Here is an 18,197-nt window from a genome sequence, read left to right on the forward strand (position 1 = left end):
CCATCGTCCGGCATCGGCAATCGCAGCGTCCGGCAAAACTCGTTCCGCAACCGCTGCTGCCGAAGGAGCAAATCGACCAGGCCCGCGCCATCATCGGCAATATCGAAAAGCACGAATTGAGCGACGAGCAAATCAGCGCGATCGCCGGAGCCGGCCATAACACCCTCGTATTGGCGGGCGCCGGAACCGGCAAGACCACGACCATCATCGGCTACATCGCCTGGCTGCTCGCCACGAAACGCGCCGTCCCCGAGGAAATCCTCGTATTGTCGTTCACCAGAAAATCCGCGGACGAGATGTCGCAGCGCATCATGGCAGGCACCGGCATGACTATCCGCGCGTGCACGTTCCACAGTCTCGGATTGGAGATCTGCCGTTCATCCACCATCGCCGACCGACCCATCATCGACGGGCACGCGTCGAACACCGTGGTGCGCGAAACCTTCGAACGGCTGCTCGAACGAAACATCCCCTATCGTCTGCTGGCGTTCAAGCTCATGCCGAAGGAGCTGTTCGGCAAATACGGCGCGGCCGCGCGACGCGAGGATTTCCACTTGCCGACGGACGATTACGCCTTCAACCAGTATCGGCAAAACCTCATCGAGAACGCGCAGACGATCATCCAGCACATGCGGCAGAACAACATCGGCATCGACGGCATGCACACGCTCAACGAACGCAACGGCGGCAGGCACATCGGCCGCAATCGCGAGATGCTGCGGCTCGTGGAACCGCTGTACGCCGCATACACCGACAATTTCCGCACGACCCACGGCATCGATTTCCCCGGCATGATCGTCGACGCCATCCAATGCGTGAAAAGCGGCGCATACCGGCACCCGTACAAATACGTGCTCATCGACGAATACCAAGACATGTCGAGGCCGCGGTACGCGCTGATCCGCGCATTGCGCGAACAACGCGATTTCACGCTGTTCTGCGTGGGTGACGACTGGCAGTCGATCTACCGGTTCGCGGGCAGCGACATCCATCTGATCCTTGATTTCGCCGACAGCTGGCAGGCCTGGGGACCGACGCGCATGTTCCAAATCACCACTACCAGGCGATTCCGGCAGAGCCTCATCGACGCGAGCGGCAAATTCATCATGCGGGACGCCAACCTTTATGCCAAGCATCTGCGCAATCCGAACGACAAGAGGGACTACTCGCTGAAGGCACTCGGCGGCGCCACGCAGGAGGAACGCTTCGAAGCGGTCGTCGCGCAGTTGCGCAAACTGCCGAAGGCCGCATCGGTGCTGCTGCTGGGACGGTACAACAGCGACCTGAACCTCATCGCACGCAACGACCGCGATGGCCTGTTCCGCATCGACCAAGGGACCGGAAGCATCGCATTTGCCGAGAAGCCGGAAATGAGCATCACGTTCATGACCGTGCACAAATCCAAAGGACTGCAATACGATTTCGTGTTCCTGCTCTGCTGTTCTGGCGGATTGAAAGGCTTCCCGAGCGCGATTCCCGAAGAGCCGCTGCTTGGACTGCTGCTGCCGGAAGTGGAGCGCATGCCGCACGCCGAGGAACGCCGCCTGTTCTACGTGGCGATGACGCGGTGCCGGAAGAAGCTGTTTTTCGTGGTCGACCAGACTCGGCCGTCACGGTTCATGTATGAGTTGCATGACCGCATCTGCCCGAATGTCTTCCGCGGGGTCAAGCTGCCACCGCAATGCCCGAACTGCGGCGAGGCCCTGCGGCTGCGGCATGCCGGTTCCGACCCGTCCCGCTCGTTCTACGGGTGCACCGGCTACCCGAATTGCCGGTATACTCGGCAATGCAGGTGATTTTCGTCTATCGGGCGGACGTGGCCAGCGGAAACGATGACGGAAACGAGACGAACGAGGGGAACATGCCAAATGTGACGCTTGCCCCGTTGGAGGGCATTGACCGCGAGCAGTTCATCGCAGACAACCAAAAGGCTTTCAATTACGGCGCGCTCGAGGAATTCGGATTGCGCGATAACCATTTCGAAGAGGACGGACAGATTATCTCCCGCGCCACGATCGAAGGCTGTCTGGACGGAGGCACCGCATACCGCATTCTGGCGGATGGCGAGAAAGTCGGAGGATTGGTGCTTCGTTTTTCCGAAGACGGTTCCCGTGGCGAATGCGAATTGCTGTTCGTGAACCCCGATGAGCACGGAAAAAGCGCGGGAACGAAGGCATGGACAGCGGTGGAGCGCCTGTATCCGAATGTGAAGGTGTGGGAACTCGTCACCCCGTATTTCGAGAAGCGCAACATTCATTTTTATGTGAACGTGCTTGGATTCCATATCGTGGAGTTCTTCAACAGCCACCATCCCGCCCCATCCGACGATCCGGAAATCGGTTCCGCATCCGGTGAAAACTCAGAAGAGCATCTTGGACACGAGGATTCGAATGATGAGATGTTCCGTTTCGAAAAGGTGATGCGCCGGTAGCCGGCGGATTCGCCGCCATCTCTCTACGAAATCCGACACGGTTCATGGCAAAGCATTCATTCAAGGATTAACTACGCCTGACGATAGTAATTCGAATTTCACCGCATGCCGAATAACCGAAATCAACGGTGCACATCGATTTCGCTTCATTCCGCTCGTCACATATGCATCAGACGCCCGAACTGCCGACGCATCCGATGACATGTTGCTCTGATATGGCATTGACAATACCAATGCCCTGACAATTGCCCGCATCACCCATCTGCAGGGCATCGCACTCATTGCTGAGCATAGCTTCCCCTGATTAAGCAGGTATCGAAAATCATCCATCTGGTCATAAGCGTAAACCACTGATCCACGACGGCTAAAAGACATCTATAAATATTTCTTTTAGATTAAGAGATTAATGAAATGATTATTTCAATGTAATCAGAACAGTAACCTCCAACACGTTTGATGTATTTCAGATGTCAGCTACACGGAAAGGGGAATCATGTGCTACAGCAATTCATTTGTTCACGGCCGTAAATCCATAGCTTCGCATCTGCATTCCATCGTTTCATCGTTGTTCTTCCAACTAGTGGTAGCCATCTTCGCTGGTGTAGCAGTAGGAATGATCTGGCCTGGATTCGCAGCGCAAGTCAAATTTTTCGGCGATGCCTTCATCATTCTTATCAAAATGGTAATTGCTCCATTGATTCTAATGGTCGTAGTCACCGGTATTGCCAAAATGGGTGACATCAAAACCGTGGGACGTGTTGGCGGCAAGGCATTGCTGTACTTTTTAGGAATGTCGACTTTTGCCATCATTTTCGGCTTGATCACAGGTAATTTGGTGCAGCCAGGCGCCGGAATGCACATCGACCCATCATCCTTGGATGCCAGCGCGCTCAGCAGCAAAACCGATGGCGCCACCGCATCGGTCTCATTCTCTCAATTCCTGCTTGGCGCATTGCCCAGCAGTATTTTTGACGCTCTTTCGCAAAACAACATTCTACAGATATTAGTGTTCTCGGTATTTCTCGGATTAGCCGCAGTCGCCGTAGGCCCCGATAAGGTACGTCCTGTTCTAGACATCATGGACGCTGGACTCACTTTGATTTTCACCATTATGCGTTGGATCATGCGAGTAGCTCCATTAGGAGCATTCGGTGCCATGTCCTACATCATCGGAAAATATGGAATTGGCACATTAGGACAATACGCCAAACTTATCGCCGCCTGCTATGGTGCCGGCATCGCTTTCGCTGGAATATTGTTTCTCGTCGCGCATATTGCGGCCGGCGTACCACTGGCAAGTTTTATCGCATATGCGCGTTCAGAATTTGGAACCGCTTTGGGCACCGCCTCCACTGAAGCCGTGATGCCGCAAATCATTGAAAAACTTATCAAATCTGGATGCCCACGAGGCATCGCAGGGCTAGTGGTGCCTACTGGATATTCATTTAATCTCGATGGCGCTGCTATTTACCTGTCCGTGTCTTTCCTATTTTTATCGCAAGCATTCAATGCCCATCTCAATCTGGAACAACAGCTACTAGCCATTGGAGTGCTACTGCTTACCTCGAAGGGCATGGCCGGCGTACCCGGATCAGCATTCTTGGCTTTATCGGCCACTGCTACGGCGTTGGGGATTTTCCCGACATCCGGAGTAGCGCTCATGCTCGGTGCCGATCGTATCATGGACTCGATGCGCGTGTTCATCAATCTTCTCGGCAATTGCGTGGCCACTTTTGTCATCGCACGCTGGGAGGGGAAACTGGACTATAAGCAAATGCTGGCGACTTTTGCAGAAGACCAAAAGGCAGGCGACAATCGTCAGCTATTGCCGCAAATTCGATTGGAACGTTCCATGATTCAAACCTCGACATCAGCTAAATAACGCCTCCATTATTGGATGCAGCGAACATATGCGACGGCAATCATGGGGAGAACGACTATCCCCGCGATTGCCGTCGCATCATAAAACCGCAATCAACCTATGCTACACACAGCGACGCAGATGATCGACTCGATACACGGTCTATTTCGTTTCCGGCTCGGCAAAAAACACGGCTATTGACTCAGGTTTACGACTCGCCAAGAATTGCGAGATCTCACCGAAAGTGGAGAAGTCATTCACCGTACGCTTTTCCGTACCGTCATGCTTGACCATCTGGCAATAGTCGACGTGCCACTCCAGCAACGTGCCCTCGCCCATATTGAATACCATCAGCGCGTCCATCAACATTCTCAAGCTCCTTTCAATCAAGAATTCCCATTGCTTGAGCAACGATTATGATCGGCCTGCAGATGCCGAGACACTGTCTTCCGCCACGATCCACAACAGATCCACGATCTTCTTCCCGTTTTTTGCATTCCTTTTCGGGCCTGGCGCATTTTCCCTCGTTGTATCCTGGTCCTGTTTCGTCAATCAGGAGAACACAACAATGCCAGCATTCGATCATGGTCAGCAGCAAGCGCCACGCAAAATCATCAATGTCGTCGGCGCAGCCATCGCGAAGGACGGCAAAGTGCTGTGCGCGCAACGTGGTGAGGGCCGGTCTCTGGCGGGATTCTGGGAATTTCCAGGTGGCAAGATCGAACCTCATGAGACCGCACGCCAGGCCTTGCACCGCGAAATCGAAGAAGAGCTGCTGTGCGAGGTCGAAGTCGCTGATGAAGTGTGCACATCTTCTTACGACTATGATTTCGGCACCGTCATACTGACGACATTCGTCTGCCACCTGCTCGATGGCACTCCACGATTGACCGAGCACCATGAGATTCGCTGGCTCAGCCCGCATGATATGCCGACTCTGCTTTGGGCGCCAGCCGATCGCGAAGCCGTCCGACTGATTTCCGCCATGGAACTGACGAGAAAGTGACGTTTATGCCGGTCCAGCAGTCATCCGAATCCTCCCTCGTCGAAGCCATCATGTCGGGGTTCATCCGCAAAAACGAAGATGCGAATTCTGAATACGAGCCCGTATTGATCGCAAACCATGATGGTCGCACCATGGAACTCGCACTCAAAGACGAGTTAAGCCGCAGCCAGGATTTCGACATGTCGGTCGCATTCGTGAGCCAAGGCGCACTGCTGAACCTCAAACAGTATTTCCTTGATTTCGCCGACAACAACAACCATGATTCCGGCAGGATCATCACGTCCACGTTCAATTATTTCAACTCCCCTAGGGCATTCCAAGAGCTGTTGAAACTTCAGAGGGAAACCGGAATCCAAGTTCAGGTGTGGCAGCCCGGGCAGGATGACAACGAAACCACAGCCGCATACCCCTACCATCCCAAAGGATACGTTTTCCATCATGCGCAGAATGAGGAATCGGTATATTCCACGTATATCGGCAGCTCGAATCTCACGGTCAACGCGCTGAAAACCAACCGCGAATGGAACCTCAAAGTCGCCACTACGGACAGCAGCGGACTCGCCGAGCAGCTCACCGGCGAAATCGAATCGCAGATCAGTGAATCCAAACCACTTACCGACGCTTGGCTGAAACTCTACGAAGAGGATTTCGAAAAGTACGCGCCACCGAAACAGCCGAGGCGCAGGCAGTCCGAGGAACCGCAGACCATTCAGCCGAACGCCATGCAGGTGGAGGCATTGATGAATCTCGCGCAACTGCGCAAGCAGGGCGAAAGCCGCGCGATCATCATCTCCGCAACCGGCACCGGCAAAACGTATCTCTCCGCGTTCGATGTGCGTCAGGCGAAACCGAAACGCATGCTGTATATCGCCCAACAGGAGCAGATCCTTTCCAAGGCCAAGGATTCGTTCCACAAGGTACTTGGTTGCTCAAGCGAAGAATTCGGACTGTTCTCCGGAACCAGCAAGGAATCGGATCGCAAGTATGTGTTCGCCACCGTGCAGACCATGTCACGGCCGGAAGTGCTCGCGCAATTCGGTGGAACCGATTTCGATTACATCCTCATCGATGAGGTGCATCATGCCGCGGCCGACTCGTACAAACGCATCATCGACCATTTCAACCCGGATTTCATGCTTGGCATGACCGCTACGCCGGAACGTACCGATGGCGCGAACATCTTCGAACTATTCGGCAACAACGTGGCATACGAAATTCGTCTGCAAAAGGCGCTTGAAGAGAACATGCTCTGCCCGTTCCATTACTACGGAGTGCACGAATACATTCAGGATGCGCCCGACGAAAGGATCGCGGGCAAGGACGTCAAGGCCGGCGCCATGACCGATCAGGAACGTAATGAGCTAAGCCGCTGGCTTGAGGAGCTTGCCGATCCGAATCGAGTGCGCTATATCATCGACAAAATCCAGATCTACAGCGAGGCCGGCATTCCGGTGCAGGGTCTGGTGTTCTGCAGCCGCACAGAGGAAGCCGAACGGCTTTCGAACCTGTTCAACCAGCAAATGAATCAGCAGGCGGAGCGTCCATACCGGACCAAGGCCATCACCGGCAAAAACTCGCAAACCGAACGTGACGAAGCGGTGGAACAGCTGGAAAACGGCGAATTGGATTATATTTTTACTGTCGATCTGTTCAATGAGGGCGTGGATATTCCTCACATCAACCAGATCGTGATGCTGCGCCAAACCAAATCGAGCATCATTTTCACACAGCAACTCGGCCGAGGTCTACGCAAGGCCAGCGGCAAGGACTGTGTCGTGGTCATTGATTTCATTGGCAATTACGCGAACAATTATCTGATTCCGATCGCGCTATATGGCAATACCGGCGACCGCGATGTGGCCCGTAAAAACCTGCAGCGCGAAACCATCGGCATCTCATCCATCAGCTTCGACAAAATCTCCCGCGAGCGCGTGCTCGCATCCCTCGACACGGCGGATCTGTCGAATATGAAGCTGCTCAGCAGGCAATATCAGCAGATGCGTTATGAGTTGGGACGCATCCCGATGCTGATGGATTTCGCACGCCGTGATGCTTCATTGGTATTTACCATGGCTTCGAAGAACGATGATTATCTGTCATTCGTCCGTTCGCGTGAGAAAAGTCTGTCGCGGGGGAAGAATGCGACCATCTCATATCTGGAACAACTTGAGCCGACGTCAGACGCACAGAACGGCGTGCTGAAGATGCTGACGTCCACGCAGCTGCGTGGTTTGCGTCCGCATGAATTACTGGTTCTGGCCGCGCTGTGCGGTGTGGATTGGCGGCAAATCGATCCGAATTGTTCTGGCGAGGCATTGTCCGTGTTCCATAGCATCGCTTCACGGCATACGATCACGATTGCCGGATTGCAAATGCTGTTGGCCGCACTGTTCCCCGATGCGGACCGCAGCGACCTGCAATGCCGTTCGGCGTTCGCAACGTTGGATTATTCCTACTTCATCGCCGCGAATAACAAACGCTTCGGGCGCACACCGCTGATACGGCTCGGCGATGATGGAGCATACCGATTGACCGACGACTTTCGCGCGATGCTTGGGCAGACTACGTTCAGCATGTTCTTCAAAGATACGGTCAAGGCCGGGTTATTCAATGCGATCGCCTTGGCAAGGTCAGCTCGCAAGCATCACATTTCACAGAACCATGGGTTCCTGCATGGCGAAAAATACAGCGTATTCGATGTGATGCGCCTGTGCGGATGGGCCGCGGAACAAGTGCCGCAGAACGTCGGCGGATACAAGTTGGACGCCGAAACCGATTCGCTCCCGATTTTCATCAAGTATGAGGCCAGTCAATACGGCGATAGATTCCTCAATCCAGGCGAGATCGAATGGTTCAGCAAGAACAATCGTTCGTTGAAATCGAATGAATTCCAGTGGCTGCTCAATGGAACAGAGCGGAGCGCACAATGGCAAGACCACCATTTTGTGCCGATTTTCATCCGTCGCAAAGCTGAGGAACAAGAAAAATCCTATTATTTCGTCGGCAACGCCATCGCATTGGATGACGTACGCGAATCAACGAATCGCGGAGAGGATGGCAGCGAATCCAAAGTGGTCATCTCCACACTCCGGCTGAACAAACCCGTCGATCCGGAGCTCTACCGTCATCTCACCGGCAAATCCGCATTGTAGGAGGGAACACACCTTAATTAGGGGTTTGAATGCTTCTGCGAGATCATATTAATCACAATGACGTTCTCAAAGACTAGGAGAAAACATGCAAATCTCTTCTGAATCCAAAAATCTAGCGGAGCTGCTCCCCATCACAGGAAACGTCGGATATGTAATTCCCGAGTATCAAAGAAATTATTCTTGGAGAGAAGAACAAATAGAACAACTTTTTAATGACATTGCCACAGAAGATCTAGGATATTATGTAGGCAATCTTCTCGTCACCAACCATGGGGATTCTGCAGAACTTTGTGATGTCATTGATGGTCAACAGAGATTAACGACTTTGTCTCTGTTCCTACTGGCAATTTGGGAATGCCTTAATAATTGGCCTGCGTCACTCCCTGAAGGAGAATCGCTGCCCAATAACGTTATAGAAGACATGGCTGGCCTGAAACGAGATATCAGACGTCAACTACTTAATGAAAATACGAACCAGCCAAGAATTTGCCTGCTAGAGACCGATAGGGGAATATATAACGCCATGCTCGGAGTCATGGTCGGAAAGACCCAAGGCAAGTGGGGCAATCGCAGTCTGCCTAAGCGCTATCATTTCATTTACAATCTCTTCAATGATAGGGCCCACTTCGCAACGCCTCAAGCAATTGATAACTACTACAAAAAACTTGTAAGCGCCACTACTTTAAAAATCAGCGTTCCTGATCTCAGTGAAGCATTTACTGTATTCTCATCCCTTAATTCAAAGGGCCTACCACTGACGTTAGTCGATCTTCTCAAAGGAGAGTTCCTTGCAGCAGCGGGAAAGATCAATGAAGATCATGCAACAGCCGTAGAACGCTGGACAACCTTCTCCGGTATCTTCTCGGAAGATGAAAGCGGCGATCCTAATACTACACTGACCACTCAATTCCTTACCAATAATTTCGATGCTTTTGAATCCGATGGAAAACAATCTATAACAAAGAGCAAGGCTCTCAAAAAATATCAACAACTGATAACCGAGCATTACAGGCAAGGCGAAAACTATCTGCAAACACTTATCGATCGGGCCTCTATCTTTGCTCGCATCGCCCGCATCGGAGACAACAGCTATCCGGATGAACAAATCGATGATAAATTGCAGAGTCTAAGCAAACTTGAATCTTCACAAGCTTATCCACTTTTACTATTCCTCTTCTGCAACGCCGAAAAACTTCAAATCACCAATAATCTTTGTTCCATCCTTGATAATCTGATTAAATTCTATGTCCGGAGAAACATCACGCTCGTACCCAAATCCTCTAACATCAGGGCGCGTATGCTTAATCTGATCCATACGATCAAAGATAAGAACCTTACTGGCCATGATGTCAACGCATGCATACTTGCCGAGCTCAAAGAAATGAGCGAGTCCGACGATCGTTTTGCAAATGCAATCTGCAATGACGGAATTTACGACAAGAATGCTAAGACAACTCGCTTCGTATTAATCGATCTTGAACGGAACCTCCCAGGCAATAATCTCATCAACAAAGGTAATCCTGACACTTTTGATGAATATATTAAGAAAAATCAGCCCCGTTGGACTATCGAACATATTCTTCCAGAAGGTCCACTCCCAGACTACTGGAAAGATGCGATTTCACCAGATGACAGAGAACAGGCTGAATCTGTCCAAAGAAAATACGTCCATCTTATCGGGAATTTGACGCTCTCACCATACAATGCTAATTTGAAACAACTGCCATTCATGGATGAGAAACATCCTTCCCGAGAAGAAGATAATTACACTAAATCCAAACGAGATTTCAAGGAACATGGCACGTACGTTGGCCTCAGAGAGTGTCTGCGCCTAAATGCTTCTATTCCAGCTCCATCGGAGAGGATAGAGGAAAAAACATCGTGGTCGATTGCCGATATAATACGACGAACTAAGTGGTTCAAGGATCGTATTATGGAACGCTATGCTTTCCCGAACGATGACGAAGCCTGATTTCCCACTGCGCGCGATACAAGTTGTATCGCGCGCATAAGTAAGTTCGTACAAACGAACCAATTCAAACCGTACTTTCAGTAATCACAAGAATGCAGCGGCGTACTGAACCGTATTGCAAGCAGCACAAATCACGCCACCATGTTCATTTGAACAGAAAGCTAACACGTTTTTGCAGAACAAAAAGAACACGCTCAATGTTAGCTTTTTTCATTTTTCTTCACCTTTAACAAACCGCACTATTGCAACGATTACACCCTCATCCATTCATATAAAGTTCATTTTCCTTGATTTTCAGCCGATTGAACCGTGCTATCGTTATTACCGAACGCAACAGGCGTTCATCGACACAACAGATACAAACTCCGTTTCGATGTTCGTTTATACCAATAAACGAACATCGAAATACACAACGCTTTTGTTATCAAGTGCCCAATACAGGCACCCGAAGGAAAGGAACCTTCATCATGGCAGACGAGAAGACCGTCATCACGGTGGATCTCAACATGTTCGAGAAGGACGCCGACTCCAAGACGTCCGAGGCCAACAAGGTCGCCAGGAGCCTGGGCATCAGCGAAGAGGCCCTCGCCAAGGTCGAGGACTTCAAGCAGGCCCTCACCGACCACAACGCATGGGATCTGCCGTTCATGGGATACGTGAACGAAGACGGCTACGGCTACGCCTACGTTCCCGACGCGGCCATCACCATGAACCCGTACTGGGACGCCCACAAGGAATTCATGAACCTTCCCGATGACGTGCAGACCGCCTTCGCCATCCGTATGCTCTTCACCCACCGTCCGGTCGACCGTTACGGTGCGGATATGTTCCTGCACTACCACCGCGGATTCACCGTCAACTTCGTCGGCGACGGCGCCAACAAGTACTGATCAGCCGTTTCCGCACCGCGAATTCGCATATCGGTTCAATGGGGGTTGTTCCAGGCATGGAGAATGCCAGGAACAACCCCCATTACTCATTCGCGGCCGATCCAACCACTGAATGAACTCATCGAATCCTTGTCCACACAGCCGAATGCGCGACTCGCAACACGAGGCATCACGGCAACATATGTTTCACACGCAGTTCCACACGAACGCGCATCCGCACGAGCAGGCATCCCTACAGACGTGCCCCCACACACAGGCACGGAATGGCAAGCAACCAAGCCCGGATCCGGCGTCATAGCGCCTGCGCGTTTTCAATCAGCGCCTGTTTCAAGCTCTGCTCGATCTGACGCATGCGGGTCCTCCCCTGCTCGCGCTGCTCACGCCCGGCCTTCTGCACCTCCACGGTCTCCTTCAACGCCGAAATGAGCTCGTTGTTCACCTTCTCCAGCGTCTCGACATCCACCACGCCACGCTGATTGGCCTTTTCCGCGGCAACCGCGCCCGAATGGATCGCCGCCGCGTTCCGCGCCAGCAGACGGTTGGTCAGATCATCGGCCTTGTTCTGCAGATCCAAGGCGGTTTTCTGGTGCTGCAGTCCGAGCGCCACCACCATCTGGCTTTTCCACACGGGAATCGTGGTGCTGATGGTGGTGTCGATCTTGTTGGCGATGGTCTGGTCCGCCTGCTGGATCAGCTTGATCTCCGGCGCCTGCTGCAGGCAGACCACGCCGATGCGGTCCAGATCGTCAAGCCGCTTGTCGAAACGCTCCAGCTTGTCACGGAAGTCCTTGAGCTGCTGCGCGGCCATAGGATCGGACGATTCGCTCACCTGCCGTTCCAACTGCGGCAGATTTCCCGTCCGGAATTCCTCCAACGCCTTGCGTCCCGCGGCCACCGTCACGCGCAGATCCCGATACTGCTGCGCGTTCTGCTCATACATGCGGTCATACATGGCGATGTCGCCGATCATCTGTGATTGCGCCCGTTCCAGTTTGCCCACGATCTCATCGATCTGCCCGCTCACGGTCTGGTATTTGCGACGCAGATTGTTCGCCGAGCCAAGCAGCCGGCCCAGCAACGGCACCTTGGCGACGGCGCCCATGTCATTGCGGTCAAGCACCACAAGCATCTCACGCAACAGATCGCCGCCGTCACCGGAATCCTTGGACCGGGTCTTTTCCATGATTTCGTCGGCGAAACCGGAAGTCGCGCGGCTCACGTCCTTGCCGTAACTGTTCTCCAAGCCCGGTTGCAGCAGATCGATCTCCGCCGCTTTCTTGTCGATCGCCTGCTGTTCCTCGACGCTGACCGTCTCCAACTGCGTTTTAACCTGTTCACGCACGGCGTCGAATGTTTCCAATGTGACCGCATTGACCGCGGTCGATGCGCCGGCGCCCGCCTGTGCGAGGTCGGAAAGGGAGATTTGCTGTGACATGGCCGTCACCTTTCTGATTGTGTTGTTGCCTTCTTGGGCTTGTTTCCGTAGTTGTCTGTGTTTGTCCTCGCGTTTGGTCCGCGGCACCTCGCCGTATCGCGAACCAAACGCGCCGATGCATGGCGGCATTATGACTTCGGCACCTGCGCCAGCAGGTCGATCAGCGTCGTCATGGCCTGCGCGTTCGGCAGCTCGGTAACCGAAGTCACCTGTTCCGCGGCGGATGAGACATGGAACCGCGAGATGGAATCGGCACCGAGGAAATTGGCGGATCGGAATCCATGCTTCCTCCATGCCAGTTGCTGAACCGGCTTGGATTTCAGTGTTTTCAGCAGACGCTCACCTTTTTCGTCGAGCGGCACCAACACATGCGAGCTCCACACGGTCGGCGTCGGATACACCATCACCACGTTGTCTTTGATCTGTTTGAACGCTTCGGCGTTGTTGGCTGCGAAATCAAGCAACTGGCTTTCATAGCCGACCATCATCGGCTTGGATCCCACGCCCAAGGTGAGGAACTGGCTGAAGCTGTCTTCGGAACTGGTCTCCATCCACCCCGATTTCGCGAAGATCCGCTTGATCTTGTCGCCGTCACGGTTGATGGATTCCACCGTGGCCGGCTGCCCGTCGTTGAGCACCGTGGCCAGCAGCGCCGCATACATGTTGCCGGAGTTCGATTTCGCCGGATCGGTCGAGTCGATATGGAACTGCCCGTATCCCTGCGTATAGCCCAGATCCGCCCAGCTTTTCCCGTCGAGCATGTCCTGCGCGGCCTTGGCCATGTCCATGTGGTAGGTGCCGCCGTCCTTGCCGATCAGACCGGACTTGCACAGCGCATCCGCCACGTTCCGGTACGTGTACAGTACGATGGGCGAATTGAACACGGTGTCGGCCTTGCTGACGTCGACCTTCTTGCTTTTGCCGTATTCCACCGCGGCTTTGCTGGACGGGAACAGGTAATCCATGCCCGTCCGGCTCGCGGTCATCATATCCAGGCTGCCGGCTTTGCGGTAATCGACCTTCAGTCCCTGTCCGGCCAGCAGTTTGTCGAATTCCCCGTCATCGAACAGACTGATCTTCTCGCCGCCCAGATATCCGGTGACGGTCTGCGTCGACTTCGGCGCGTTGTCACGTTTCATGGATTGCATGGCGGAGTAGACGATCTGCGATCCTCCCAGCACCAGCACCACGGCCAGCAGCGCCGCCAAGCCGATGATCTTGTTTTTCGACAGTTTCATCGCCGATCGTCTCCTTCCTCGACCTGCGTCACGTTGCCGCGCAACGGTTCCGTTCTTTTCCCGGACGTCCCATTCGCCCACCGCGTTCCGTCCGATTGGCAGGCTCCATGCGAATCGGCATCCGTTTCATCCGGCCGACGCATTCCGTTCGGTTCAGCATCCGCTTCGTCCGTCTGGTATCCGTCCATATTGGCCAGTCGCTTGATGGCGTCGGAATCCGCCGACAGCGACAGGCTTTTCGCCTTGACCGCGTTCATGAGCTCTCCCGCGGCAGTGGTCTCCAATGCCTGCAGCGCGCCGATCGTCTCCCGTTTCGCGCTGATGATCTGCTCCCTCACACCAGTGCGTTCGATGCCGAGATACCCATCGACCAGACGCAGCGTCTGCTGCGCGTACACGTTGAGGAAATGGTCGAGGATGCCATGGCTGGCCGGATTGTCCGTCACGAATGCGGCCAGATTGTTCGTCGCGGCCAGAATATCGTCGGCCTCCTTGCGCACCTGACCATCAAGCATGACGGCGATGCGCTTGCGCAATTGCCCGCAGAAGGCGTTCGCCCGCTCCACGGCCAACGCGGCGGCCCTGCCCGAGGGCAGCTGTTCGGCCAGCACCCCGCCGAGCTTCAATGTGGGTTCCGTCAGCATGCTGGCCGCGACATATCCAAGTGAGGCCGCGACCAGTGCCGAGGCCAGTCCCAATATTCCGCCGTGCGCGATCGCGAACGCGGCGGCCGCGCAGACAAGCCCGGCGACGAAGGCAAGCACTGTTCTCATCGTCATACCGCCAATCAGTTGTAGCCCTTCACCTCACGGAAGATGCCGCTCAGGTCGCCGTTGCGTCCATCGAACACCTTTCCGTTGGACAACGTGGCCAGATCGTTGAGCTGGTTGGAATCCGCGTCGCCGAACATGATGGAGAAGATCGGCACGCCCTTGCCTTCGGATTCGTAGCGTTGCTTGAACTCCTCAAGCTTCCCCGTCTCCGACTGGCCGTCGGTCAGCAGGGCGATCGCCACCGTGTAGTCGTCGCGGTCGCTCGGCAGGTTCTGCAACGCCACTTCCAGCGCGTTGTAGATATCCGTGCTGCCGATGGCCGGCTGGTTCTCGCCGGCGGCCAGCAGTTCCGCGGTCTGCTTGCCATGCGCGGTCTGTGCCACGCTCGCATCGCCATTGAACGGAATGAACACGTTGACGTCGCCGTCACCCGGCTCGATATGCGAGGCACGCGCCTGATCGGTGTCAAGAGCCGCCTGCAATCCCGAGACCACGCCGCTTTTGCCCTGGCCCGACATGGAACCGGAGTAGTCCACCACCCACAGCGTGTACGCCGGCTTGCGCAGACCCGTCTGATAGGCGTCAAGCGCCTGTTCGATGACCTCGGCGGATGGCATGGTGATGGTCTTCAGCACCGAGGCGTCCGTATCGATGCCCCATTCCTTGCGGAACGAGTCCTTCACCTGCGAGTCCTTGGCATACGTCAAGGTGCCGCCCAGACCGGTCCTGCGGCCCGCGCGTTCGAACAGTTTCTTGGAATCCTTCGACGTGATCGCCTTGCGGAACCGCTTGAACGCCTGTTCCTTGTTCTGCCCGCGATCCACGTAGGCGAGCGGGGAATCGGAGACCGAAATGCCGTCGGATGGATAGATCGCCAGCAATGGCTCCGTATTCTTCGCCGTCAATTCCTTATTGGCCTGAATGACCAACGATTCGTAATTCACCATGGAATCGCTGGCATCCGGATCGTTGACCAGCATGTCCTTGAGCCAGTCGGATGAGCCCGACGAATGGTTGACGCCCGACAGCATGGTCTTCACGGATGATTGCAGCGCGGCATCATTCAGATCGGCCTTGGTGAGCGCGCCGTCACCGCCGTTCAGTGCCGTCAGGAACGCCATATACGCCGACGCGCCGGAATTCGACTGCGTGGCGGACGTCATGGCGAACGACAGCTTCTTGGCCCGCACCGCCGCCATGATGTCCTTCGTGCCCACCGACTTCGTGGAGCCGTCCGACTTCACCCAGCCAAGCTCCTTCGCCTTGCTCTTTTTCACGCCGAACACCACCGGCGTGGTGGACGTGGAGACCTGGTCCTTGACGATGTGATGGGTGTCTCCCATGCTGATCCACATGCTGCTGGCCGGCCACACCGCGTCATAATCCTGGCCCGCATGGTGGCCCTTGTTGCGCAGCGCGTCCATGATGTCGAGCGACCCCATGTAATCAACGGTGACCGACACGTTCGCAGCCGTCGCCGCCTGCTTGATGGCGTCGTCCACTTCCTTGTTTTCGGAACCCGAGGCGATACGAATGGATTCCTTCGCGCCATCCGTGGAGTATGTCGAGCTTTTGCCATCGCCCGAGCCATCACTCGTTGACGTGCCGGACGCGTCATTCGACGAGCCGCATCCTGCGAACAAACCCACGATCATAGCGATGGCGCCCGCCATCGCGCCTAGTCTACGTGCGTTCATCTTGCGTTGGCCCTCCGTTCATTTTGCGCCAAAAAACAGTTCAGCGCACCCGAAGACCCGCTTCGAATGCGCTGAAAAATATTCTGTTATTGCCATGTATTGTAGGCTATCGCCGTCGAATCAGCATGGTGCCGTCTCATTCTTCCTATGCGATGCTCATGCCTTCCTTCCGCCTTATCCGGTTTCCCCGCCTGCCTTAGCTGCCCGATTCCGTCTTTCATCCTATCCAGATTTCCTTCCTGATCCATCTTCCTCCCAACTGACCGTCCGATTCCGCCTTCCGACCCACCCGGTCCTTCTTCCGATTCCATCTTCCTTCTCATCCCGCTATAGCCGGGTATGCGACCGTCTCGGCATCGTCGGCCGGCTCACCTGTCCAAGTAGCCGATAACCTCTATACTTGTTGCGACGGATAGCGGCGCGCGACCGCGGACAACCTCATCATCTGTTTGATGACGAGATACCTTTGTCCATGCCATTGCGACGGCCATGAGAGGGAAAGGTGGGCATATGGGCAACTTCAATCGCAGGCAGGATGCCGACGATCTCACCGATTACGTCAACAACGGATGGCTCAGTTCCGCCGAATTCGATGGACCGACCTTTTTATGGAACCATATGATCCGCGAGGCGAGCCAGGAGGATGCCGAACAACGCAACGACGTGCCGGTGGCCGGTCTTTCCGACGCGAACACGGTCATCAGCATGCCCATGCAATGGTATTTCGATGGCCTCGCCTCCATGGTGCCGACCGCCGAACGCACCGAAGGCGGCGTGGAGATTCCCCGCATGGACATGCCGACGTTCCGTCTTGATTCGCAGGCGCTGTCCGGTGTGGACGCGGTGGTCGGCAACGCGGTGGTCAGCACGCGTTGGCTCGATGCCGTCGGCAATCTCGCCAAGGCCGTTGAAATGACCGCGCGTTTCGTCGGCAATGTCGCCGATCGCGACAATGAGGGCTTCGATTATCTGAAGGATCTTATTCAAACGGTGCGCGTGTATGTGGACGCCGTCGCGTGCAACGCCGATCCGATGACGGGCGAGCAGGCGTTGCGTATGATCACGCAGGTGGCCTGCAACGACGATTTCCGATTGAATGCCATGCAGATGGTGGAGTTGCTCTCTTGCGGGCTTTCCTTCGCGCAATGGGATGATACGCGCATGTTCGCCTATGATGCGTTGAACAAGGGACTGGAGGCCATGGGCGATTTCATGGCGAAGCATCCGGCTGCCGGCGATTCGGGTGGTTCCCGAACAGGGGCCAAGGCGGATCCCGAGCAGGCCGCAGGCCAGCTCTCCTCCGATGACTTGCATAATCTCGCGATGCTCGACCCGGCCTTGCTTTCGGACAAGGAGATCGCGCAGACCGCGGGGGATCAATTCGAGCATGCCGTGCAGTTCCTGCGTCATGATCTGATGCGCATCAGCGGCGACGCGGACGAGGCGGATGCGTTCCTGCGGGACCATCACGATTCCGAGCCGCTTGCCGATGCGTATGCGGCGCGGTTGATCGCCGCGGAACGATGGCAGGATCTGCTCAATTTCGTGGATTTGGTGGAACGCGATGCGCCGAACCAGACCACGGTGATGTTCCCGGAGGATGTGGTTCCGTATGAGTGGGAGACCATTCGCGAGGCCGCGTTGGAGGCGCTCGGGCGACGCGACGCGCTTATCGACATGTACCAGGAGCGCCTGGACGACACTTATGATCCGAACACCGCATTGAACCACATGAAGCTCAA

At 54.9% G+C, this 18,197-nt stretch carries 13 protein-coding genes; 8 read left to right on the forward strand and 5 right to left on the reverse strand.

Annotated features, from left to right (window positions below):
- The 3 genes from B3C64_RS05450 to B3C64_RS05460 all read left to right on the forward strand — a co-directional run.
- Positions 1–1,796, forward strand: a 1,796-nt coding sequence (locus B3C64_RS05450; protein ID WP_291534271.1) for a UvrD-helicase domain-containing protein, incomplete at its 5' end; no start/stop codon positions are given.
- Entirely contained in the window at positions 1,787–2,431 is a 645-nt protein-coding gene (locus tag B3C64_RS05455) for a GNAT family N-acetyltransferase (protein ID WP_291534273.1), read from the forward strand. The genes B3C64_RS05450 and B3C64_RS05455, both read left to right, overlap by 10 nt.
- 493 nt (positions 2,432–2,924) lie before the next feature.
- Positions 2,925–4,313: a cation:dicarboxylate symporter family transporter gene (locus B3C64_RS05460; protein ID WP_291534275.1), complete on the forward strand. Its 1,389-nt coding sequence runs from the start codon at positions 2,925–2,927 to the stop codon at positions 4,311–4,313.
- A 141-nt stretch (positions 4,314–4,454) separates the two neighbouring features.
- Here B3C64_RS05460 and B3C64_RS05465 read toward each other — a convergent pair whose 3' ends face one another.
- Positions 4,455–4,661 (reverse strand): hypothetical protein, encoded by a 207-nt coding sequence (locus tag B3C64_RS05465; protein WP_291534276.1) that lies wholly within the window; start codon positions 4,659–4,661, stop codon positions 4,455–4,457.
- 199 nt (positions 4,662–4,860) lie between these two features.
- Between B3C64_RS05465 and B3C64_RS05470 the strand changes: the two genes are divergently transcribed.
- The 4 genes from B3C64_RS05470 to B3C64_RS05485 all read left to right on the forward strand — a co-directional run bounded on the left by B3C64_RS05470 (position 4,861) and on the right by B3C64_RS05485 (position 11,312).
- Positions 4,861–5,298 carry a (deoxy)nucleoside triphosphate pyrophosphohydrolase gene (locus tag B3C64_RS05470; RefSeq protein ID WP_291534292.1) on the forward strand — a complete coding sequence of 146 codons (438 nt, stop codon included), beginning with the start codon at positions 4,861–4,863 and terminating at the stop codon, positions 5,296–5,298.
- A 5-nt stretch (positions 5,299–5,303) separates the two neighbouring features.
- The gene (locus tag B3C64_RS05475) at positions 5,304–8,450 is read left to right on the forward strand and encodes a DEAD/DEAH box helicase (protein ID WP_291534293.1); all 3,147 of its coding nucleotides are present in this window, start codon (positions 5,304–5,306) and stop codon (positions 8,448–8,450) included.
- Positions 8,451–8,535: 85 nt separating this feature from the next.
- Entirely contained in the window at positions 8,536–10,422 is a 1,887-nt protein-coding gene (locus tag B3C64_RS05480) for a DUF262 domain-containing protein (protein ID WP_291534277.1), read from the forward strand.
- Positions 10,423–10,889: 467 nt separating this feature from the next.
- Positions 10,890–11,312, forward strand: a complete 423-nt coding sequence (locus tag B3C64_RS05485) for a glycerophosphodiester phosphodiesterase (RefSeq protein WP_291534278.1) — start codon at positions 10,890–10,892, stop codon at positions 11,310–11,312.
- Between the two features lie 292 nt (positions 11,313–11,604).
- Here B3C64_RS05485 and B3C64_RS05490 read toward each other — a convergent pair whose 3' ends face one another.
- The 4 genes from B3C64_RS05490 to B3C64_RS05505 all read right to left on the reverse strand — a co-directional run bounded on the left by B3C64_RS05490 (position 11,605) and on the right by B3C64_RS05505 (position 16,407).
- Positions 11,605–12,747 carry a toxic anion resistance protein gene (locus tag B3C64_RS05490; RefSeq protein ID WP_291534279.1) on the reverse strand — a complete coding sequence of 381 codons (1,143 nt, stop codon included), beginning with the start codon at positions 12,745–12,747 and terminating at the stop codon, positions 11,605–11,607.
- Between the two features lie 128 nt (positions 12,748–12,875).
- A complete protein-coding gene (locus B3C64_RS05495) occupies positions 12,876–13,985 on the reverse strand; it encodes a hypothetical protein (RefSeq protein WP_291534281.1) in 1,110 nt (369 codons plus the stop codon).
- Positions 13,982–14,764, reverse strand: coding sequence for a 5-bromo-4-chloroindolyl phosphate hydrolysis family protein (locus B3C64_RS05500; RefSeq protein WP_291534282.1), 783 nt, complete (start codon positions 14,762–14,764; stop codon positions 13,982–13,984). Before B3C64_RS05500 ends, B3C64_RS05495 begins: the two co-directional genes overlap by 4 nt.
- Positions 14,765–14,772: 8 nt before the next feature.
- Positions 14,773–16,407, reverse strand: a complete 1,635-nt coding sequence (locus B3C64_RS05505) for a vWA domain-containing protein (RefSeq protein ID WP_291534294.1) — start codon at positions 16,405–16,407, stop codon at positions 14,773–14,775.
- 558 nt (positions 16,408–16,965) lie between these two features.
- On the opposite strand from B3C64_RS05505, the gene B3C64_RS05510 reads away from it, so the two are divergent.
- On the forward strand, positions 16,966–18,197 hold a 1,232-nt coding region (locus tag B3C64_RS05510), incomplete at its 3' end, for a DUF6880 family protein (protein WP_291534283.1).

This window comes from Bifidobacterium sp. UBA6881 (genome assembly GCA_002451435.1).
Taxonomy (GTDB): domain Bacteria; phylum Actinomycetota; class Actinomycetes; order Actinomycetales; family Bifidobacteriaceae; genus Bifidobacterium.